General features: G+C 65.3%; 19 protein-coding genes. 7 read left to right on the top strand and 12 right to left on the bottom strand.

All coding sequences use genetic code 11. From position 1 onward, the window contains the following. Positions 1–82: 82 nt before the first annotated feature. Positions 83–1,480: a class I SAM-dependent RNA methyltransferase gene (locus AC3WJM_RS14685; RefSeq protein WP_492272239.1), complete on the bottom strand. Its 1,398-nt coding sequence runs from the start codon at positions 1,478–1,480 to the stop codon at positions 83–85. Next, the gene (locus AC3WJM_RS14690) at positions 1,480–3,453 is read right to left on the bottom strand and encodes an APC family permease (RefSeq protein ID WP_332603114.1); all 1,974 of its coding nucleotides are present in this window, start codon (positions 3,451–3,453) and stop codon (positions 1,480–1,482) included. The genes AC3WJM_RS14685 and AC3WJM_RS14690 overlap by 1 nt, the downstream gene beginning before the upstream one ends. A gap of 110 nt (positions 3,454–3,563) precedes the next feature. On the opposite strand from AC3WJM_RS14690, the gene AC3WJM_RS14695 reads away from it, so the two are divergent. Both AC3WJM_RS14695 and AC3WJM_RS14700 read left to right on the top strand, forming a co-directional pair. After that, positions 3,564–4,238, top strand: coding sequence for a potassium channel family protein (locus tag AC3WJM_RS14695; protein WP_059389103.1), 675 nt, complete (start codon positions 3,564–3,566; stop codon positions 4,236–4,238). Further along, positions 4,235–4,966 (top strand): potassium channel family protein, encoded by a 732-nt coding sequence (locus AC3WJM_RS14700; RefSeq protein WP_284990714.1) that lies wholly within the window; start codon positions 4,235–4,237, stop codon positions 4,964–4,966. Before AC3WJM_RS14695 ends, AC3WJM_RS14700 begins: the two co-directional genes overlap by 4 nt. Here AC3WJM_RS14700 and AC3WJM_RS14705 read toward each other — a convergent pair. From AC3WJM_RS14705 to dut, 4 genes are all read right to left on the bottom strand, one after another. Next, entirely contained in the window at positions 4,936–5,727 is a 792-nt protein-coding gene (locus AC3WJM_RS14705; RefSeq protein WP_284990715.1) for a DUF3159 domain-containing protein, read from the bottom strand. The two genes, AC3WJM_RS14700 and AC3WJM_RS14705, sit on opposite strands and share 31 nt — an antisense overlap. Beyond that, positions 5,724–6,077, bottom strand: coding sequence for a hypothetical protein (locus tag AC3WJM_RS14710; RefSeq protein WP_059389104.1), 354 nt, complete (start codon positions 6,075–6,077; stop codon positions 5,724–5,726). Before AC3WJM_RS14710 ends, AC3WJM_RS14705 begins: the two co-directional genes overlap by 4 nt. Beyond that, positions 6,070–6,819 (bottom strand): DUF3710 domain-containing protein, encoded by a 750-nt coding sequence (locus AC3WJM_RS14715; protein ID WP_492272240.1) that lies wholly within the window; start codon positions 6,817–6,819, stop codon positions 6,070–6,072. Before AC3WJM_RS14715 ends, AC3WJM_RS14710 begins: the two co-directional genes overlap by 8 nt. A gap of 110 nt (positions 6,820–6,929) precedes the next feature. Next, positions 6,930–7,442 (bottom strand): dUTP diphosphatase, encoded by a 513-nt coding sequence (gene dut, locus AC3WJM_RS14720; protein ID WP_059389105.1) that lies wholly within the window; start codon positions 7,440–7,442, stop codon positions 6,930–6,932. Positions 7,443–7,552: 110 nt separating this feature from the next. Between dut and AC3WJM_RS14725 the strand changes: the two genes are divergently transcribed. Next, on the top strand, positions 7,553–8,053 hold the full coding sequence (locus tag AC3WJM_RS14725) for a DUF3093 domain-containing protein (RefSeq protein ID WP_492272241.1): 501 nt from the start codon (positions 7,553–7,555) through the stop codon (positions 8,051–8,053). Here AC3WJM_RS14725 and AC3WJM_RS14730 read toward each other — a convergent pair. Further along, complete coding sequence (locus tag AC3WJM_RS14730) at positions 8,050–8,349, bottom strand: DUF4193 domain-containing protein (protein ID WP_059389107.1); 300 nt, start codon at positions 8,347–8,349, stop codon at positions 8,050–8,052. The genes AC3WJM_RS14725 and AC3WJM_RS14730 overlap by 4 nt on opposite strands. A gap of 283 nt (positions 8,350–8,632) precedes the next feature. Here AC3WJM_RS14730 and sepH point away from each other — a divergent pair, with 283 nt between their 5' ends. Next, on the top strand, positions 8,633–10,003 hold the full coding sequence (sepH, locus tag AC3WJM_RS14735) for a septation protein SepH (protein ID WP_284990719.1): 1,371 nt from the start codon (positions 8,633–8,635) through the stop codon (positions 10,001–10,003). A gap of 23 nt (positions 10,004–10,026) precedes the next feature. Here sepH and AC3WJM_RS14740 read toward each other — a convergent pair whose 3' ends face one another. The 4 genes from AC3WJM_RS14740 to AC3WJM_RS14755 all read right to left on the bottom strand — a co-directional run bounded on the left by AC3WJM_RS14740 (position 10,027) and on the right by AC3WJM_RS14755 (position 15,454). After that, positions 10,027–10,743 carry a thymidine kinase gene (locus tag AC3WJM_RS14740; RefSeq protein WP_306962487.1) on the bottom strand — a complete coding sequence of 239 codons (717 nt, stop codon included), beginning with the start codon at positions 10,741–10,743 and terminating at the stop codon, positions 10,027–10,029. Continuing rightward, entirely contained in the window at positions 10,736–11,965 is a 1,230-nt protein-coding gene (locus AC3WJM_RS14745) for an alkaline phosphatase family protein (protein ID WP_492272242.1), read from the bottom strand. Before AC3WJM_RS14745 ends, AC3WJM_RS14740 begins: the two co-directional genes overlap by 8 nt. Further along, entirely contained in the window at positions 11,965–12,693 is a 729-nt protein-coding gene (locus tag AC3WJM_RS14750; protein ID WP_284990723.1) for a DUF5998 family protein, read from the bottom strand. The genes AC3WJM_RS14745 and AC3WJM_RS14750 overlap by 1 nt, the downstream gene beginning before the upstream one ends. Before the next feature lie 67 nt (positions 12,694–12,760). Then, positions 12,761–15,454 carry a bifunctional acetate--CoA ligase family protein/GNAT family N-acetyltransferase gene (locus AC3WJM_RS14755; RefSeq protein WP_306962492.1) on the bottom strand — a complete coding sequence of 898 codons (2,694 nt, stop codon included), beginning with the start codon at positions 15,452–15,454 and terminating at the stop codon, positions 12,761–12,763. A gap of 54 nt (positions 15,455–15,508) precedes the next feature. On the opposite strand from AC3WJM_RS14755, the gene AC3WJM_RS14760 reads away from it, so the two are divergent. Further along, positions 15,509–18,046: a DNA gyrase/topoisomerase IV subunit A gene (locus tag AC3WJM_RS14760; protein WP_492272243.1), complete on the top strand. Its 2,538-nt coding sequence runs from the start codon at positions 15,509–15,511 to the stop codon at positions 18,044–18,046. A gap of 41 nt (positions 18,047–18,087) precedes the next feature. Here AC3WJM_RS14760 and AC3WJM_RS14765 read toward each other — a convergent pair whose 3' ends face one another. Further along, the gene (locus AC3WJM_RS14765; RefSeq protein ID WP_059389111.1) at positions 18,088–18,468 is read right to left on the bottom strand and encodes a VOC family protein; all 381 of its coding nucleotides are present in this window, start codon (positions 18,466–18,468) and stop codon (positions 18,088–18,090) included. 125 nt (positions 18,469–18,593) lie between these two features. Here AC3WJM_RS14765 and AC3WJM_RS14770 point away from each other — a divergent pair, with 125 nt between their 5' ends. Both AC3WJM_RS14770 and AC3WJM_RS14775 read left to right on the top strand, forming a co-directional pair. Then, a complete protein-coding gene (locus tag AC3WJM_RS14770; RefSeq protein WP_059389112.1) occupies positions 18,594–19,112 on the top strand; it encodes a DinB family protein in 519 nt (172 codons plus the stop codon). An 8-nt stretch (positions 19,113–19,120) separates the two neighbouring features. Further along, a complete protein-coding gene (locus tag AC3WJM_RS14775) occupies positions 19,121–20,206 on the top strand; it encodes an NAD(P)H-dependent flavin oxidoreductase (protein ID WP_492272244.1) in 1,086 nt (361 codons plus the stop codon). The last annotated feature ends 5 nt before the right edge of the window (positions 20,207–20,211 follow it).

A 20,211-nucleotide genomic window follows, 5' to 3' on the forward strand; every position in this document is an offset into this window, starting at 1 on the left:
TTAGGCAAACCTAATCTGAGCGACTGCCGGCCGGTGGAGAAGTGAAGCGCGACGTAGGACTTCTCCCCCATCGTAGTGGCGCCTATGCCGCGGGCACCAGCAACGCAACGGTCTCCAGGTGGTGTGTGTGCGGATACAAGTCAAACGCCCGGAGGGATTCGAGGCGCCATCCGCCGTTCCGGAAGTACCCCAGATCACGCGCGAAGGAGGCCGGATCACACGACACATAGGCGATTGCGCGCGGCCCGGACTCGATGAGCTGGCTGACCACGGCCTTGCCGGCGCCGGCCCGCGGCGGGTCGATCACCAAGGCGTCGAAGCTCCGGGAGCGCTGCCGGAGGACACGTTCCACCCTGCCCTGGACAATTTCCACCTGGGTCTCTCCGTGCAGGTTCTTGCGGGCATCGCGGCTGGTCCCGGGCGATCCTTCGACGGACAGCACCGAACCGGTGATCCCCACGGCATCCGCCAAGGGCGCCGTAAACAATCCGGCTCCCGCGTAAAGATCGGCGACGGCCGATCCCGGAAGGAGGTATCCGCCGTCGTGCAGGAATCCCGTCACCGCCCCCACCAGGGTCCCGGGCGCGTCCTTGTGGATCTGCCAGAACCCTTCTCCCGTCACCCGGTATTCGTGGCCGGCAGCCGATTCCTGGACCCACGTCCTGCCGCGCAACTGCAGGACGTCTCCACCCACGGGGTCGAAGCTCGCCACTGAGACTTCCTGCGGGAGCTGGCCCAGGATCCGGTTGAGGCGCCGGGCGTCAGTACCCTCCTCCGGGGCGAGAAGGACGAGGGGACGCGATCCGTTGGCGGGCGCGGCCACCTCCACCCGCGAGATCCCCCGCAGGTCGATGTCCCAGAGCCGCAACTCGTTGATGCCCGGCAGCGCCAAGGGCATTTCGTGGACTGGAATCACGACGTCGGAGCGGTGGGCATGCATCCCCAGCCGGCCACCGGGGGTGACGGCAAAGCTGGCACGGGTCCGCCAGCCGAGCCCGGTATCGCCGTCGGATGCCGCAACACCGCCGAGGGCCGCGTCACCGGCGGCCGCCGGCTCCACTTCGACATCGAGTTCGACGCCGGCGAGCCGCTTCAACTGTTCGGCGAGGACTTCGGATTTGAGCAGCCGTTGCCGTTCCAGTGTTACGTGCCCGAGTTCGGCGCCGCCCACGGGCGGACCGCCCTTGCGCCAGGCGGCAAGAGAGTCGGCGAGCGGCCAGAAATGGCGCGTCCGGTCGTCTGACGCTTCCAGGACGTCGACGACGTCGGCACGCCAGAAACGGGAAGACTCTCCTGCGTCGGTCAGCCGGACCCGGACCTTCTCCCCCGGGATGCCGTGCCGGACAAAAATAACCCGGCCTTCGTGCCGTGCGACAAAGTGGCCGCCATGGGCGATGGGGCCGACGTCCACCACCAGCTCCGTGGCAGCTCCGTCCTGGGCCGTGGGCGAGCTGGACTCGGTGTTGATCGGGTGGGTCATCAGGTATCCTGCAATGCCTTTGCTTCTTCGGAGGATTTCAATTGCCAGGGGACGCTGGCCACCATGACGCCAGGTTCAAAGTGGAGCCTGGCCTTGATGCGCAAGGCGGTCTGGTTGTGGACGAGTTGTTCCCACCACTTGCCGACGACGTATTCCGGGATGTAGACGACGATCAGGTCGCGCGGGGAATCACGGCGCATGTTCTTGACGTAGTCGAGGATCGGCGTGACGGTTTCGCGGTACGGGCTCGCCAAAACGGTCAGCGGCACAGGGATGTCCAGTTTGTCCCAGGCCTCGACGGTGTGCGCGGTTTCCTCGTGGTCGATGTCGACGATGATGGCGTCAAGCCGGGACGGCCTCGACGCCCGCGCGTAGGCGAGGGCGCGCAGCACCGGTTTGCGGACGTGGGACACCAGGAGCACGGCATGGACCCGGGTAGGCAATGCACGCGGGGAAGAATCTTCGTCAACGGCCAGTTCCTTGGCCACGTTGTCGTAGTGGGCGCGGATGCTCCACATGATGAGGAACAGGACGAACATCGCGAGAAGGGCGATCCAGGCACCCTGTTCGAACTTGGTGATCAGCACGATGGTCAGCACCAGCGCCGTCATGGCGAAGCCGAGCATGTTGATGGTGCGCGACTTCACGATCCTGAGGCGGACGGCTTTGTCCTGCGCAAGTTTGAGTTCCCTGCCCCAGTGACGCACCATGCCCAACTGGCTCATCGTGAAGGAAATGAAGACGCCCACGATGTACAGCTGGATGAGCTTGGTGACATCGGCGTTGAAGGAAATGATGAGGACCAAGGCGCCGGCAGCAAGGGCGAGGACGCCGTTGCTGAAGGCCAGGCGGTCTCCGCGGGTCCGAAGCTGGCGGGGAAGGTAGCCGTCCTGGGCGAGGATGGACCCCAGGACCGGGAATCCGTTGAACGCCGTGTTGGAGGCGAAGACGAGGATGACGCCCGTCGCGGCAACAACAACGTAGAACGGGATGGACCCGGCGCCGAAGATCGTCTGTGCAATCTGGCTGATGGCAGGGTTCTGGATGTAGTCGTCCGGGAGCGGCTGGCCATGCAGGAGGAATTCCTTGGCCGGATCCAGCACGATGTGGACCTTGGTGGCGTTGGCGAGGTAGATGATGCCCGCGAGCATGGCCGAGGCGATGACGCCGAGCAGCAAGAGCGTAGTGGCCGCGTTCTTGCTCTTGGGTTTCTTGAAGTTCGGCACACCGTTGCTGATGGCCTCCACGCCGGTCAGTGCGGCGGCTCCGGAGGAGAAGGCCCGCAGCAGCAGGAACGCGCCTGCCAGGCCCACGAGCCCCTGGTCGAATCCCTCTTGCGGGACGATGGTGAAGGCTGCCGAGGGAGCCTGGCCGAGTTGGCCCGTGGCCGCCTGGAAGATACCGACGGCCGTCATGCCCAGGATGGAGAACATGAAGATATAGGTGGGAACCGCGAAGACACTGCCCGCTTCCTTGATTCCGCGCAGGTTGACGAGTGCCAGGACGATGACGCCGACTGTGGCGATGAGCGCCTGCTGCCCGTGCAGCGAGGGGATCGCCGTGGTCAGGTACGCCGCGGCGGAGGACATCGACACTGCGACGGTGAGGACGTAGTCCACCAACAACGCGGCGGCGACGGTCAGGCCAGCGAACTTCCCCAGGTTGACGTTGGCGATTTCGTAGTCGCCACCACCGGAAGGGTAGGCGTGGACGTTCTGCCGGTACGAGGCAACAACCGTGAGCAAGACCACCATGACCGCGAGGCCTACGAGCGGCGAAATAGCCACGGCACTCACGCCCGCGAGGGCCAGCGTCAGCAGGATTTCGTCAGGGGCGTACGCCACGGAGGACAGGGCGTCCGAGGCGAAAATCGGCAGGGCAATGCGCTTGGGAAGCAGGGTGTGGGCCAGGCGGTCGTTCCGGAACGGCCGCCCCACCAACACCCGCTTCGCGGCGTTGAGAATTGTCAGCACTCCGCAAAGCTACTCTGAATCGAACGCGATGTCATGACGGCGGACTGGCTTCCGCGACCTGCCCCGGTAGAGTCTTACCGAGCGGCATGCATAAGAGTGAAGGAGAAACCGTGGCTCACTTTGTGATCATGGGTTGCGGACGAGTTGGCGCAACGTTGGCGCACACCTTGGAAGACGCCGGCCATTCGGTGGCAATCATCGACCAGGACGACCGTGCTTTCCGCCGCCTGCGCAGCGGGTTCACCGGCAGGAAAGTCACCGGCGTCGGCTTCGACCGGGACACCCTCAAGCAGGCAGGTTGCGAGGAAGCGTACGCTTTCGCCGCCGTCTCCAGCGGTGACAACTCCAATATCCTCGCCACCCGGGTAGCCCGTGAGACTTTCCATGTTTCGCATGTTGTAGCCCGCATCTACGATCCCGGCCGCGCCGAAATCTACCAGCGCCTGGGCATCCCCACGGTAGCCGCCGTGCGCTGGAGCGCGGACCAGGTCCTGCGCCGGATCCTGCCCGAGCAACACTTGGCGGGCGACTACCGCGAACCCTCGGGCCGGTTGGTTTTGTCCGAAGTAGACCTCGACCAAGGCTGGATCGGGCACCCGCTGACTGCCATCGAAGCAGCATCCGGAATCCGTGTCGCTTTCCTCACCCGTTTTGGAGAGGGCGTCCTGCCCCAGGCCGGAACGGCGTACCAGGAGGGCGACACCGTGCACGCCATGTTGAATCTGGACCGCAGCGCCGAGGTGGCGCGCATCCTTTCCAGCGCACCTGCCAAGGAGTCTGAGTGAAAGTCGTTATTGTCGGCGCGGGCAGCGTCGGTTCATCGATCGCGCGTGAATTGCTCGCCCACAAACACGAGATCATGCTGATCGACCTCAAACCCGAGGTCATCGGTCGCAGCGGGCTCCGCGGGGCGCGCTGGCTCGTGGGCGACGCGTGCGAATTGAGCACGCTGCAGGAAGCGAAGCTGGAAGGGGCCGACGTCGTCGTGTCCGCGACCGGCGACGACAAAGTCAACCTCGTGGTGTCCTTGCTGGCCAAGACCGAATTCGGTGTGGGCCGCACGGTTGGCCGGGTCAACAATCCCAAGAACGACTGGATGTTCAACGATTCCTGGGGCGTCGACGTCGCAGTCAACACCCCGCAGCTCATGACGGCGCTCGTGGAAGAAGCCGTGGAAATCGGTGACCTTGTCCGCTTGCTGACCTTGCAGACGGGCGTCTCCTCACTCGTGGAATTCACCGTTCCCCACGACTCGCACATCATCGGCAGCACCGTGGGCGGCATCGAATGGCCCGAAGACGCCACCCTGGTGGCGATCCTTCGGGACCATGCGCCCATCACGCCGAGCCGCGACGACGTGATCGACGGCGGCGACGAGCTGTTCTTCGTCACCACCATTGCGGCTGAGGACGGCCTCAGGGGGCTGCTTTCCCCGTCCGCCGCGGACCACGGCTCAGTTGACGTCGAAGAAGAGTTTTCGGATCAGTCCGACGACGACGGCTTCGACGGCTGAGGATCACGATCCGGCTTCTGGCCCGGCACCGGCCGGGTCAGGAGCCAGGCAATCCAGAGCCCGAGGATGTATAGCGGAGCGCCCATGATCAGCCTCATGGTAGCGAGCGCGGCAAGGCCGGGTTCGCCCATGAAATACAGGGGCACCTGGACCACCAGCCGTAGTGCCAGGACGGCAATGACTACCCACGTGCCGATGGCGTAGGCCCGCAGGCGCTCCGGGTTCTTCCGCCATTCGAAGCCCTCGTTGCGGACGAATCCGAAAAGCAGGCCGGCAATCGGCCACTTGAGCAGGATCGACAGCACCATTCCGGCGATGTAGGCGATATTCGTATAGAAGCCCAGGACGTAGAAATCCTCGGCCTTGCCGGTGGTGTTCGCGAGCCAAGCGGAGATGGCGACGCCGGCGATCCCCGCAAGCGCCTGGGTCAACGGGCGCCGTTGGACAAGCCGGACTACGGTGAAGACGGCTGCCGCCGCGAGGGAGGCAATCAGGGACGCCGGAAGGTCGCGGGTGACCATGAAAGCGATCAGGAAGACGAGGCCTGGCACGATGCTCTCGGCTATGCCCTGGACACCCCCGGCGGATTTGAGGATATCCACGTGCCCGTGGCTGTTGCGTTGGAGTCCGGCTTTCTCGGCGTAGCCGGCGGCAATGTCCGCAATGCTCGGCCCCTGGGCGCCCTGCCTGGCCTCCTCGGCCGAGCCGGGCTCCTCCTCCGCTGGTTTTTCGTGGGGGCCGGATCCATTGGCGACGGTCATTGGTGCTCCTGCCGGGAGAGGATTTCGTAGCGCGGATTGAACATTGTGGGCATCCCGTCTTTCGGCGTGACCATGCCCTCGAGCCGCAGGACCGTCCCTGGTTCAATACCGGGCACCTTGCGGCGCCCGAGCCAGATGACGCGGAGCCGGGTCAACGGACCGGTGTCGCCCCTGTGCGCAATCCGGTCGACGACGATAGCCGAGAAGTGTGCTTGCTCATTGGCGGGCTGGTAGGTGACCGACTCGATGAAACCCGTGCAGTCGACCCTGCCCCGGACAGGGAGTTCAGTGAGGGGCAGGGACGCCGAGCTGCCATGGGCGGCAGCGGCACGCGCCGCTTTGTCAGCCAATCTGGGTGATCTCCGGGCCGCGTTCCGGCCGCTGAAGCTCCGGCGTTTCATGGGGAGCGCCGTGCTGGCCGGAGGCCACAGCATCCTTGGGAAGCTTCAGCTGAAGCAGCTCGCGGGGCGGCATGGGGTTGTCTCCGCGAATAACCACAACCTTGCGGAAGAGGTTCTCCAGTCCTTCGGCCGCTTCCCTGTCCAAGGCCGCGTTGCCGCCGATGACGCCACGGAGGAACCAGCGGGGTCCGTCCACGCCCATGAACCGGGCGGCCCGGAAGCCACGGCCGCCGTCGGCGGATTCGGTGGGAAGCTTGGCGATGAGTTCCGTGCCGAAGGTGCCGACGATCTCCTCGACTTCGCCTCCTTGGCTGGATACGGACTGGCCGATTTGTTCGCGGATCTCGTCCCACAGCCCTTCGGAGCGTGGCGCGGCAAATGCTTGGAGCTGGAGGCTCGAGCCATCGAGGTCCATGGTGACGGCCACTACCCGCTGGGTTGCTTCTTCGACTTCGAGGCGCAATTGAAGGCCCTCGGAAGGCTCGATCAGCAAGGCGCCAAGATCCACGTAGCCATCCTGGCTATCTATTTCGCTGGCATCCAATGGCCCCTTGGACAGGCGGAAGTCGCCCTTGGCGGCTCCACTGGCTACCGTGCCGGCGTCCTGCTGCGTCGTCGCGGCATTGGCCTGCTCAGTACCGTTGTCTTTCGGCTGCTCAGCCTTGGACTTCTTTCCGCGCCCAAAAAGCATCGGGTTGTCTCCTTAGTAGTGGTCTATCCCCAGTAAACCGCAGACTGCCCATCAACTCGCGGGCAGCATGGCAATCAGCTCCGTGCGGCGCCGATTGTCGAGGGTTGTTGCTAGCTCACGGCCGGCGCGAAGCCTCCGGTGGATCCAAAGCCGCCGGTGCCGCGCGAGGTGTCGGACAACTCCTCCACGGATACGAACTGCGCATACTCGACGCGCTGGATCACCATTTGAGCAATTCTATCGCCGCGCTTGAGTTCGATTGCGTGGTTTTGGTCGGTATTCAAAAGCGTCACGGAAATTTCACCTCGGTAGCCGGCATCAACCGTCCCGGGAGCGTTCACCACCGTGAGTCCGTGCTTGGTTGCCAGCCCTGACCGGGGGTGGATCAGCGCGACAAAGCCGTTCGGCAGTGCGATTGAGACGCCCGTGGGAACAAGCTTCCGCTCACCCGGCGCAAGCGATACGTCCGCGCGGGCCCGAAGGTCCGCCCCGGCGTCACCGGGGTGGGCGTAGGACGGCGCTTCCAATCCGGCGTCGAGCATTTTCAGTTGGACCTGAAGGGTCGGCGCGCCGTATTCGGCGGAGGTGTCTGCTGGGCTGGCTACTGCTGTCTCGTGGCTCACAGTCACACATTCTATCGCCCACGGAGTGCTTCCCCGGTTGCGGCTGCACGCCGGCCGCAGGGCATGAGGGGCGTTAATTCCCGGGGGCACAGTCCCGATAAGCTGGTGGTATGCCTGAATCGACTGCTCCCGTACCCGCGCCGCACCATTCCTCGAGTGGAACGGGCGTCCTGTTTACGGAAAAGCTCTGGCCCTCCCCCTGGATTTGGATTGTGGTGGTCGGCTTGTCCGCCGCGGGCATCTTGATGTTCGCGCCGATCAGCATCACCGCGGGGATTATCGCCGCGCTGGTCCTCTTTGCGATCATGACCACCATGCTGGTGTTGTCCACCCCGGCGATTGTGGTGGACCGGGACACCGTCCAAGTGGGACGCGCTACTATCCAGCGCGAGTTTGTCGGCGCCGTCACCGCGTACCGCAAGGACGAGGCCACCGCGGAGCGCGGAACCCGTCTCCACGGACTGGCGTTCCTGTGCCTCCGGGGCTGGATCGATCCCGTGGTGCGTATTGAAATCACCGACCCGGCGGACCGCACCCCGTACTGGTTGACGTCCACGCGCCGCCCCGAAGAACTTCTGGCAGCGCTGTCCACGCAGTCTTCGCGAGGCTAGCTTTCGCATTCCTTGCAATAAAGGTGCCCGTCCTTCTCCCGCGCAATCTGGGAGCGGTGTTTGACGAGGAAGCAATTGAAGCACGTAAATTCGTCCGGTTGCGGAGGCAGGACGCGGACCAGCAGCTCTTCGCCGGACAAGTCCGCCCCGGGGAGCTCGTAGGCATCCGCGAGGTCAGTCTCATCGATGTCAACAGCCGATGACGACTGTTTCTCGGTGCGATGCGACTTGAGTTCCTCGATCGAGTCCTCGGTGTCTTCTTCGGTCTTCCGAGGGGCGTCGTAGTCCGTTGCCATGGTCCCTTCTTCGTTCTCCCTTGCACGTCACGCAGGGCTTGCGATCCTGTAGACCGGAACCTCGCCCGGTCTAAGGATGTAACGCAGCGGGCCGCATTTTTGTGCCCGATATCGGGCAGATTGTCCTCCCGGATGTCTCGAATGTCCATACCCCGGTGCCGATCGCCTGCGCACGGAATGCCGGAAATCGCGGAATATCGCGGCGCGCCCTTTGTCCTAGTAGGAAAAGGCCGTACCGGGTGGCAGAGTTTCGAATGTCAGATAGGCCATGGTGGAGGATTTTATGCGGGATCTACGGCTGGTTGGCGTCCACGACGACGGCGGACATCTCCTGTTGAGCGGTACCGGCGGCGAGATGTTCCAGCTTCCGATTGATGAGGCGTTGCGGGTTGCAGCGAGCCGGACACCTGCCCAGGTGGCCGCACGTTCCTCGATCACGCCCGTCGCCATGTCCCCCCGTGACATTCAGTCACGCATCCGCAGCGGCGCTACGGCCGCGGAAGTGGCGGAGCTGTCCGGGATGCCGCTCGCCAACGTGCAGCGGTATGAGGGCCCTGTGCTTGCAGAGCGCGAGTACATCGCCCAGCAGGCACGCAAAGTCGAAGTCGCCGCCCCTGCCCCCGGCCAGGACGCCTACCGCGCAGCGTTCGGCGATGAACCCGCAAGCCTGGGCGAAATGGTCGCACACCGGCTCACGGCCCACGGAATCGATTCCTCTAGCGTGGAATGGGATTCCTGGCGCCGGACCGATGGCACGTGGACCGTCGTCGCACGCTTCGAAACCAAGCCAGGCAGCCTGGAGAGCATCGGCGAAGAACCGCCTGCGATGTGGACGTTCCATCCCGCCCGCAAATCCATCCAGAACGCCAACCGCTGGGCCCAGCAGCTCAGCGAACTGGAACCCCTTGATGGGCCCGTACCGGCGCGGCGGCTCGCGGCCGTCTCCGACCGGCCCTTTGACTTTGAGGCCGATGCCGGGACCGCCGCACGCGCGGCTGCCGCCGCTGCCACGAAGGAAGCCGATGGGCTCCTTGACATGTTGCGCTCGCGTCGCGGACAGAGGCTGGGACTTGACGAAGACAGTGACGACGCGTTGGCGCTGCTTCTGAGCAGCGGCGTTCCGGCTGCGCATCCACGTCCTGGCGACGTCGACGACGAACGTGCGGACAGCGACGCAGCTGACAAAGAGCCGGTCGATACGGAAACGGACCAGCAGCCTGAATCCGGGCCGGCCCCCAGCCGCCGTGACGCGCGTGCATCCATGCTGTCGCGGCTGAGCCTGGCCCCGAAGCATGACGACAAGGAAGACGATTCCCTCCACCTTCACGACGGCGTCAGCACGGACACCCGTGAAATCACGGTGATCCCCGGTCCGCTGCGCCCCGTGACCATGTTGCGCGGCAGGAACGATCACGACGGTCAGACCGGCCAGGACGAGGCGCGAACCCCGGGAGCAGCATCGCCGCGGGCGGGCTTGGACGAATTGCTCGGCGGCGCTCCCCGGCGGGATCGCGAAGAGCCGAAGCCCACCCGTTCCGGGCAGAAGGATGAAGAAACTTCCGACGCGGGAGCGGCCGAGCGCCAGCCGTCACGGCCCAAGCGCTCCAGCATTCCGAGCTGGGATGAAATCGTCTTCGGGACGCGCGGAGACTAGGCAGCGTTCAATTCGTTGCGGCTTCAGCCGGCGCCGTGCCAAAGGCAAGCGTCGACGTCGAACGGCAGCAACTGATCCCGGCTCGCCATGAGATTGGCTCCATGAGCGGTGACCCGGCGCATGTAGTGCCTTCGGCATAGGGTCTCGTACCCGACAACCGGCTGCGACGCGTCGATTTGCTCCGGGGTGACCTCCGCTTGTCCGGCCTCCCTGGCAACGTCTCCCACCACGACTTGCTCGCCTTCAACCACCATGATGCCGTCGACGGTCCGCGCATTGTGTGTCGCCCGGCGGCCGCACCAGCAAAGCGCTTCCACTTGCAGGACTTGGACCCGGTCCGCGAGCTCGACGAAACGCTGGGATCCGGGGAACAGCCGGGTGCGGAAGTCGGACGTGATTCCGAAAGCGAACACGTCTACGCCCATCTCGTCAACCACGCGCGCCAGCTGTTCCACTTGCCCGGGTGAGTAGAACTGGGCTTCGTCACAGATCAGGTAGTCCACCTTGAGGCCCGTGGTCCGGCGTCGGACAACCTCGTCCCAGAAATCGGTGGTGTCAATGACTTCCACGGCGTCCGTCTGGAGCCCGAGACGGCTGGAGATGACGGATCCGCCGGCGCGGTCGTTGCAACTGAAGCGGACCCCGCCCCGGCCGCGGGCACGGTGGTTGTAATCCATCTGCAAGGCAAGGGTGGACTTGCCGCAGTCCATGGTTCCGGAGAAGAAAATGAGTTCAGCCACGGCGGCCCTTGGGACCTCCGGCTTGGAAGCATAGCAAGGGAACTTCACGCTCCGCCTTGGTCAGCGAACCATGTTGCCCCACCACCTCCAAGGCAGTCGGACGGACGCGGCGGACGTCGTAGAGCGCCAAGGTGTCCCGGGCCGCGATCATGACATCCCCGATCCGGGGGGAAACCTCCGGCCGAAGGACCCCGAAGAGTCCTGCTTCAAGGGCCTGCCCGCGCGTGAAGGCCCAGATCCGGTCGCCGAAGCGGGCGCGCCAGGCATCCAGCAGGGCGTCCCGGTGAAGCTCCCGGGCGTCGGGTTCGAGGTACAGGTGGACCATGCGTGGCTCGCCCGCTGTGTGCCGCACCCCTGCGATAAGGGCAGGATCGGCGGAATAGTCGATGCGCTGAGACTCGGGAACGTCGAGCATTCCATGGTCGCCCGTGAGCAGGATGGTTGTCCCCGCCGGCAGTGAGGCAGAGAGCCTCTTGACCGTCGAATCGATTTCCTCGAGCTGGTGCTCCCAGCGATCGGACTGACAGCCGTAGCGGTGTCCGGCTTTGTCCAGCTCGTTGACGTAGAAGTACATGAGGGAGGGGGTTCCCGCAGCCATTTCCTCCCCCGCCATTGCCGTCCGGGCATGGAGCGAGGTGCCGCCCACGAACCGGCTTCCCCGGAGCGCCGCGCGGGTCATCGGCGACGCCCCGAACTGGGGCAGGCTCACGGTGACGACGTCGGCGTCAGCGGCCACCCGTTCGAAGATTGTCGGGAACGGCTGCCAACGCAAGGGGTCGACACCAGCGTCCCAATTGCCGAGCAAGTTGACTACCTTGTCCTGGGCAGGATCCAGGACGTCATAGCCCACCATGCCGTGTTCACCGGGCGTGCGGCCGGTTCCAAGGCTGGCCAAGGACGATGCCGTGGTGGAAGGAAAAGCCGAATCAAGCCACACCGGGACGGCCCCCTGTCCCGAATTCGCAATCGACCTCAGAAACGGGGTGTGCGCGGCCCTCTGTTTCAGGAGATTGCGCCCCAGGCCATCGGCGAGAACAACGCACACGCGTTGCGATGCGGGCAAGTGCAGTTTGTTGTCGAAGCCGGGCAGGCCCATGCTCGCCGCGGCGCTCGTGAAAACCTCGGCGATCGATTTGCTGCCATACAGCGGCGCGCCGGGAAGCTCGGGGATGGCGCCGGTAACGGGGACGGTGTCCTGGGCGACGGGTTCCGACGTCGCCATCAGCGCTGGTGCCCGCGGCTCAGCCTGTTGCCGAAGACGCCGGAGCGGAGTCGCGGACCGGAGATGGTACTTGCGTGAACCGAGGGCCCGGGAGCGCCCGTATTCACGGCCCGCAGCGCGCGGGCAAAGACCTTCGCGTCCTGAACGGCCCGGGGTCCGTCAGCCTCGGAGCTGATCCGCAGCACGATGTCCTCCTGGGAGATGGTGCCCGTGTATCCGTGGTCGGCTTCGCACTGGGGATCGCCGCAGCTGGCGGGTCCCACGTCCAGCCGCTGGCCTCCGGACCAGGCAATGGAGAGGGTCAGCTCCCTGACGGGGTCGCTGGGAGTGTAGTTCTGCGGCTGCGCATACATGTAGCTGAGGACGACCGAGCGGATCTGTGCCACGGGGACGGACTCGGTGGAAATCTGGGCGACGATCTGCTCCCCGGCTTCGTCGAGCTGCTGGTCGTCGACGTGGGTGATCACCAGCATGTCCTCGGTGAGGACGAGGACCGTGATGTGCCGCCGGACCTCGGCACGGTCGAAATGTGTTTCCAAATGCACCAGATGCGCAAGGCAGTCGCGCCCGTCCAAGGCGTCGGCCACAACATCGGCAACCAGGACAGGATAGAAGCCTGCCCGTTGAAGTGCCTGGTCCAGGCTCTGCCCCTGCGAGCTGTGGTTGTGTGCTGCATGGTGCCCGGTGGTAGCCGGACCGGACGGAGGCGTCGGGGACTTCGAGCTCATTCCCCCATTTTCACAGATCGGCTGGGGACTTCATAACCGTCCGGCCCTCCGGCGGTCAACTGCCGGCTCAGCTGAGCATCGCACGGCGGGCACTGTCTGTGCGCTGTGCGGCGTTCCCGATCCACACCTCGGCGGCAAGGATTTTCGCGCCCCGTGTCCCGGCCAGGACGGGATTGAACTCCACGAGCGCGATTTCGGGGTGTTCATCCTTGAGCCGGACCAGCCGTGCTCCGAGGTCTTCGAGGGCGGCCACGTCCACGGCCGGCAGCCCTTGGTAGCCGAACAGTTTCAGGGAAGCCCGGGGTGCCCTGATGAAGTCGTGGAGATCAGTCGTGGACAAGGGAGGTACCCGGTGCGCCCAATCGTCCAGGAGGTTCACGGCGTCTCCCGCCAAACCGAAAGAGACCACGGGCCCCAGGAGCGGATCCTCGATGGCCCGGAAGGTGCACGCCTGTCCCACTGGAACCATGGCCTGCACCTCTATGGCCGATGAACCGTAGGGCTCTAGTGCGCGACGCATCTGCGCGATGTTGCGCCGAAGCGAGTCCGCATCCTCGATGTCGAGACGCACGCCTCCCAGGTCCAGGCGGTGCCTGAGGGCGGGATCCGTGGTCTTGAGCACCACGGGCCAGCCGAGCCGTTCGGCGGCGTCTACCGCTTCGTCGTCGCTCTCGAACACAGCCGACGGCACCACGGGGATTCCGTAGCGGGACAGAAGCGCGGCCGATTCGCCGCCGTCGAGCCGTACCAATTGCTCCCCCGCGACAGCAGACAGGAGCCGCTCGATGTGTTCGCGGGTACCTTCGCGGTCGCAACCAGGAGGCTCGATGAACATGCCTTGGTCCCGGTCCAGCCACTTCGCGTAACGGACCACAGCCGCCAAGGCCGCCACTGCGCTGCCCGCGCTGGAGTAGCAAGGAAGGGAAGACCCGGACTCCCCGTTTGGGGCGAGTAATCCGTCCAGTTGCACGGAAGTGTCGAGGATCCCGGTGAATGCCGCCACGACGGGCTTTCCGGCCTCCGCCGCGCATTCAGCGAGCACTCCCGCGATCGCTTCCATCGTGAGGCTGCGGGACGGCACCATGGCCGCCACCACCGCATGCACGGAATCGTCTGCAAGATTCTTCCGGAGGCTGCGCCGCAGCCCGTCCCGCGATGCGGACATCCCCGCGTCCAGATCCACGTCGGTGACGATCCTGTCGACGACGAGCCCCTGGGGCGCCGCGTTGTCCGCCACGACCTTGCCGAAGGCCGCGGAATTGCTGTAGACGGCGAGCGCCGGGCCCTTGGGCAGGGGCTGGCTGGACACGATCTGCGCCACGTCCATGAGCTGTTCGATGGTTTCGACGGCGATGACGCCGGCTTGGCGCATCATCGCGTCCAGGGCGGCCGCAGGCGCCAGTGTGGTCCTCACCACGTGCCCCGGCGGAAGCCGAAGCCCCGTCACATCCGATTTGGCGACGATGACCGGCTTGCTCCGCGACAATCGGCGGGCCAGGCGGGAGAACTTGCGCGGATTGCCGATCGACTCCAAATAGAGCCCGACGGCGACAGTATCGGGATCGTCTTCCCAGAACTGCATGACGTCGTTGCCGGAGACATCGGCGCGGTTGCCGGCAGACAAGAACGAGGAAAGGCCCAGGCCCCGGCGGCTCGCTGCCGCGTAGACGGAGACCCCGATGGCCGCGGATTGCGAAAACAGCCCCAGTCCCCCGCGCCGGGGCAGGTTCGGGGCCATGGAGGCGTTGAGGGAAACCTCCGGGTTCGTGTTCACGATCCCCAAGGACTCGGGGCCGATCACGCGCATCCCATAGGACCTCGCCTGGCGCACGAGCTCACGTTGCCTCCGTAGCCCCCGCTCGCCGTCGTCCGCGTACCCTGCTGTGGCGACCACGAGGCCTTTGACCCCGGCCGCCCCGCACTCGTCCACGACCTTCGGCACTTCCTCGTTAGGCACAGCGACGATGGCGAGCTGCACCGGCCCGGGGACTTCGCCGATCCGGGCGAACGACTTCATGCCGCCCACCTCGAAGGCTTCAGGGTTGACCGCATAGACCGCACCGGTGAATCCACCATCCAGGATGTGCTCAAGCAACTGGTGCCCGACGGTCCCCCACCGGCGGCTGGCGCCCACCACCGCGATCGACGACGGCGCAAGCAAGTCCCGCACGCTGCGGGCCTCGGCGCGGTGTTCCCGCGATTCCATGACGGCGAGGGATTTTGCGGTGGGGTCGATGTTGAATTCAACGCTGACCACGCCGTCGTCGAATTTGCGCGCAAGCTCATAGCCGGCATCGGCGAAGACCCGCAGCATTTTGCGGTTCTCCGGCAGGACCTCGGCCGTGAAGCGGCGGATGCCGTTCTCCCGCGCGGCCGCGGCCAAGTGTTCGAGCAGGATGGAGCCGATGCCCCGGCCCTGCTGGACATCGGAAATATTGAAGGCCACTTCGGCCTCCGTGGGGTCATCGAGCCGATCGTAGCGGCCCACGCCGACGATCTCTCCGCCGATGGTGATGACAAACGCCACCCGGTCCTTGTGGTCCACCTCCGTGAAGCGGTGCAGTTCCTTGCTGGAGAGCCTCGGCTTGAACGAGAAGAACCGCATATAGATGGACGTCTCGGACTGCGCCGTATGGAAGGCTTGGAGGGCGCCGGCATCTTCGGGTGAGATTGGTCTCAAGTGGGCCGTTCCGCCGTCGCGAAGCACGACATCGGCCTCCCAATATTCCGGATATACGCCGGCGCCGGGCTGATCCACCATAGGCTTAGCCTAGCCAAGTCTTCCGCAGTACACGTTTAAGGATCCACCGACTCCATGGCACGAAGCCAAAGTCCCTCCCGCTCAAACGCGGCCTCGGCCGCTGTCGACGGGGACTTCACCGAGAACATCATCGATATCGACGTCACTTCCGAAATGGAAGGCTCCTTCCTGGAGTACGCGTATTCGGTGATCTATTCCCGTGCGCTCCCCGATGCGCGCGACGGCCTCAAACCCGTTCAGCGGCGCATCTTGTACATGATGAGCGACATGGGCCTGCGCCCGGACCGCGGCCATGTGAAGAGTGCCCGCGTGGTGGGCGAAGTCATGGGAAAGCTGCACCCCCACGGTGATGCGGCCATCTATGACGCCATGGTACGCATGGCACAGGACTTCTCGCTGCGCTTGCCCCTGATCGACGGGCACGGAAACTTCGGTTCGCTCGACGACGGCCCGGCAGCACCGCGCTACACGGAAGCCCGGCTCGCCGCGGCTGCGATGACGATGACCGAGAACCTCGACGAAGACGTGGTGGACTTCGTCCCCAACTACGACAACCAGCTCACCCAGCCGGACGTGCTCCCGGCCGCCTTCCCCAATCTGCTGGTCAACGGCACTACGGGCATCGCCGTCGGCATGGCCACCAACATGGCACCCCACAACCTCGTGGAAGTCATCGCGGCCGCCCGGCACCTCATCGCCAACCCGGATGCCACGCTGGAAGATGTCATGCGGTTCGTGCCCGGCCCGGATTTGCCCACCGGCGGCCGGATCGTGGGCCTGGACGGAATCCGCGACGCCTACGCCACGGGACGCGGTTCATTCAAGACCCGCGCCAAGGTGGAGATCGAGCAGCTCACGGCGCGCCGCACCGGCCTCGTGGTGACCGAGCTCCCCTACATGGTGGGTCCGGAGAAGGTCATTGAAAAGATCAAGGATGCCGTCAACGCCAAGAAGCTGAGCGGCATCAGCGACGTCATGGACCTCACCGACCGCAAGCACGGACTGCGGCTCGTGATCGAGATCAAGAACGGCTTCAACCCCAACGCCGTGCTGCAGCAGCTCTACCGGTTCACGCCGATGGAAGACTCCTTCGGCATCAACAACGTGACCTTGGTGGATGGGCAGCCGCAGACCTTGGGCTTGCTCCAGCTCCTGCAGGTCTATGTGGGCCACCGCCTTTCCGTCGTGCGCCGTCGCACAGCCTTCCGCTTGGGCAAGAAAAAGGACCGCCTCCACCTGGTGGAGGGCCTGTTGATCGCGATCGTCGACATCGACGAGGTTATCCAGATCATCCGCTCCTCGGACGAGGCATCGGCTGCCCGCGAACGGCTGATGTCCATCTACGACCTGTCCGAGATCCAGGCCAACTACATCCTGGAACTCCGCCTGCGCCAACTGACCAAGTACTCACGCATCGAACTCGAGAAGGAGCAGGAAGAACTGCGGCGCGAGATCGCCGAGCTCGAGGCGATCCTGGCATCCGACGTGCTCCTGCGCGAGCTGGTGTCCGGAGAGTTGGCCGAAGTGGCCGAGAAGTACGGTACCCCGAGACGCACAGTCCTCCTTGAATCCGAGGCTGTCTCCCCCACCGTCGCCGCCGCCCTCGCAGCAGCCGTCCCGGCCGGCAAGGGCAAGGCCGCCGCGCTCCCGCTCGAAATCCCCGATGACCCTTGCTGGGCACTCCTGAGCGCCTCCGGCCAGATCGCACGGACCTCCAATCAGGAGCCGTTGGCCGAACCCGGCCCGCGGAGCAAGCATGATGTCTACCGCTCCGTGGTCAAGACAACCGCGCGCGGCGAGATCGGCGCGGTCACCTCGCAGGGCCGCATGCTGCGGGTGCAGGTCATGGACATGCCGGCACTGCCGGCAATGTCCGGCCTGCCCAACCTTGCCGGGGGCGTCGCGGCAAAAGACTTCATCACCCTGCTCAAGGGCGAATCGCTCGTGGCGTTCGTGCCGCTGGATGCCGTGCTGGCCATCGGAACGGCGCAAGGCGTGGTCAAGCGCGTCCAGCCTGACTACCCGCTAAACCGCGAAGACTGGGAAATCATTGCCCTCAAGGACAAGGACACTGTGGTGGGCGTGGAGCCCGCCCAGGACGACGACGTCGACCTCGTCTTCGTGACCCGGCTTGCGCAGCTCCTGCGTTTCAGCGCCTCCGCCGTTCGGCCGCAGGGCCGTACCGCCGGCGGCATGGCAGGAATCAAGCTGGGAGTCGGCGACGACGTCATCCACTTCGGCACAGTGCGCGCCAACGATCCAGCCGCCGTCGTGGTGACGATTGCGGGCAGCAACGGCGCGCTGCCGGGAACCGCTCCGGGCACGGCGAAGATCACCCCGTTCGAGGAGTACCCGGCCAAGGGCCGGGCGACCGGAGGCGTGCGGGCGCACCGTTTCCTCAAGGGTGAAGACACACTCCTGCTCGGGTGGGCGGGCCATGGTCCGGCGAAGGCGTCATCCAGCGCCGGCGTTGCACGTGCCCTCCCACAAGAACACGGCCGTCGCGACGGCTCCGGCGTTCCCCTCTCCCAGCCCGTGGATGCCATCGGTGCGAGCATGGCCTGGGAAGAAGGAAACGCCGGCGAGAAATGACGGGACGTAGCCGTTGAAGGCTACGTCCCGGCCGCGCTGGGCTACATCGTGGCGATACTGAGGATGTTTCCTTCCGAATCGAGGAACCAGGCTCCCCGTTCTCCGCTCGGCATGGTGGCTACGCCGTTTTCGGTCTTCAGGCCCGGGAAGTCGTACTCTTCGAAGACCACTCCGCGTTCCCTGAGATCGGCCATGTCCTGGTCCAGGTCCGTGCTCTGGAATCCCAACTGCGTGTTCTTCGCGGTCCCGGCATTGGGCGTCTCGTAGAGCAGGAAGGCTGTGCCGTTGGCGCACTTGTACATCAGGTTGTCTGTGGCTTCCGGGTTATCCGGTTCGAGGCCTAGCTTGTCGCGGTAGAAGTCGCGTGCGCGGGCGATATCGCTGGCAGGGAGCACGCCGGCGACGTTTAGATCCTTTAGCATGGCAGTTTCACTTTCCAGGCTTCCCCAGCACCTAACTTTACTCCTGATCGGGCTGATCAGGGCTGGAACAGGGGGCTCTACGTGCGGTGTGACCGGATCAGGAATCCGGGCCCTAGACTACTGCCATGCCGATCATTCCCGATGACAAGGACTGGACCTGGGTCCTGTCCACGCCCTGTCCCGAGTGCGGCTTCGACGCCGCCACTGTGACGCCGTCCACCGTCCCGGGGACAGTCCTGAACATGCTGCCGCGTTGGCGGGCCGTTTTGCGCCGGGAGGACGCCTCCACCCGCCCGGACGAACACACGTGGTCACCGCTGGAGTATGCCTGCCACGTGCGGGATGTCTTCAGCCTCTTCGACCAGCGCCTGAACTTGATGCTGCGGGAGGACGACGCCCGCTTCGCCAATTGGGACCAGGACAAGGCCGCGATCGACGGCGACTACGCGAATGCGGATCCGGCCGAAGTCGCTGGGCAGCTGGCCGCCGAGGGCACCCAGATTGCCAACTCCTTCGCTGCCGTGCACGAGGACGAATGGCCCCGCACGGGGGTGCGCAGCAACGGCTCGACGTTCACAGTGCTGACGTTCGCCCAGTACTTCCTGCACGATGTCGTCCATCACCTGCACGACGTGGACGGCTAGGCGCCGCGATGTCGTGGAAAGACACGAGGGCAACCCGCCTGTTCACCATTGATCTGCCCATTGTCCTCGGACCATTCGGCGGCCTGTCATCGGTGGAGCTGGCGGCCACAGTCAGCGAAGCCGGCGGGCTGGGTTCGTACGGCCTCTACGGCTACGATGCGGAACGGATTGCGGCCACGGCCCGCGACCTCAGGGAGGCCACCGGGAAACCGTTCGCACTGAATATTTGGCTCCCCATCGAGGGCGAGGAGCCGCCAACCGCGGACCCCGGTCAGTTCGCCGCCTACGTGGACATCCTCCGGCCGTACTTCGAGCTGGTGGGCGTGGAACCACCCGCGCAACCGGACGCCTACCTGCCCGATCTGCAGGAACAGATCCAAGCGGCCATCGAGGCCCGGCCGGCTGTGCTGAGCTTCGTATTCGGTGTTCCATCGGGGGCCGTCATTGAACAGGCCCGGCGGAACGGCATTGTGGTGGTCGGTACCGCGACCACTGTTGACGAAGCGGTGGCCTTGGATGCCGGCGGCGTGGACGCCATCGTCGCCACGGGGATGGAGGCCGGCGGACACCGGGTTTCCTTCCTGCGCGCCCCGGAGGACTCGCTCGTGGGGACCATGGCACTGGTGCCCCAGGTGGTGGATGCCGTCTCGGTTCCGGTCATCGCGGCCGGCGGTATCTCGGATGGCCGTGGAGTCGCTGCCGCGTTGGCGCTGGGCGCGGACGCCGTCCAGATCGGTTCGGCCTTCCTGGCCACGCGGCAGTCAGCCATCAGTCCCGCACACCTGGCCGCGATGCGCGGACCCGGCGCCGCCCACACGGTCCTGACCCGTGCCCTCAGCGGCCGTTTGGCTCGCGGCATCCCTAACAGGATCATCGCGGAGCTCGCCGATCCTTCCGTGCATGCCCCGTTCCCGATCCAGAACTGGCTGACCGGCAAGTTCCGGCCCGCCGCGGCGGCACAGGGAATCCCGGGCCTGATGTCGCTGTGGGCAGGCCAATCGACGCCGCTCATCAGGGAGGACGACGCCCGGAAACTCGTGGACAATATCGTCGAGTCTGTGGACGCTACCCTCGAGCGGCTCGGACAAACGTAACTTCG

Source organism: Arthrobacter sp. FW306-1B-G06A, from assembly GCF_058781765.1.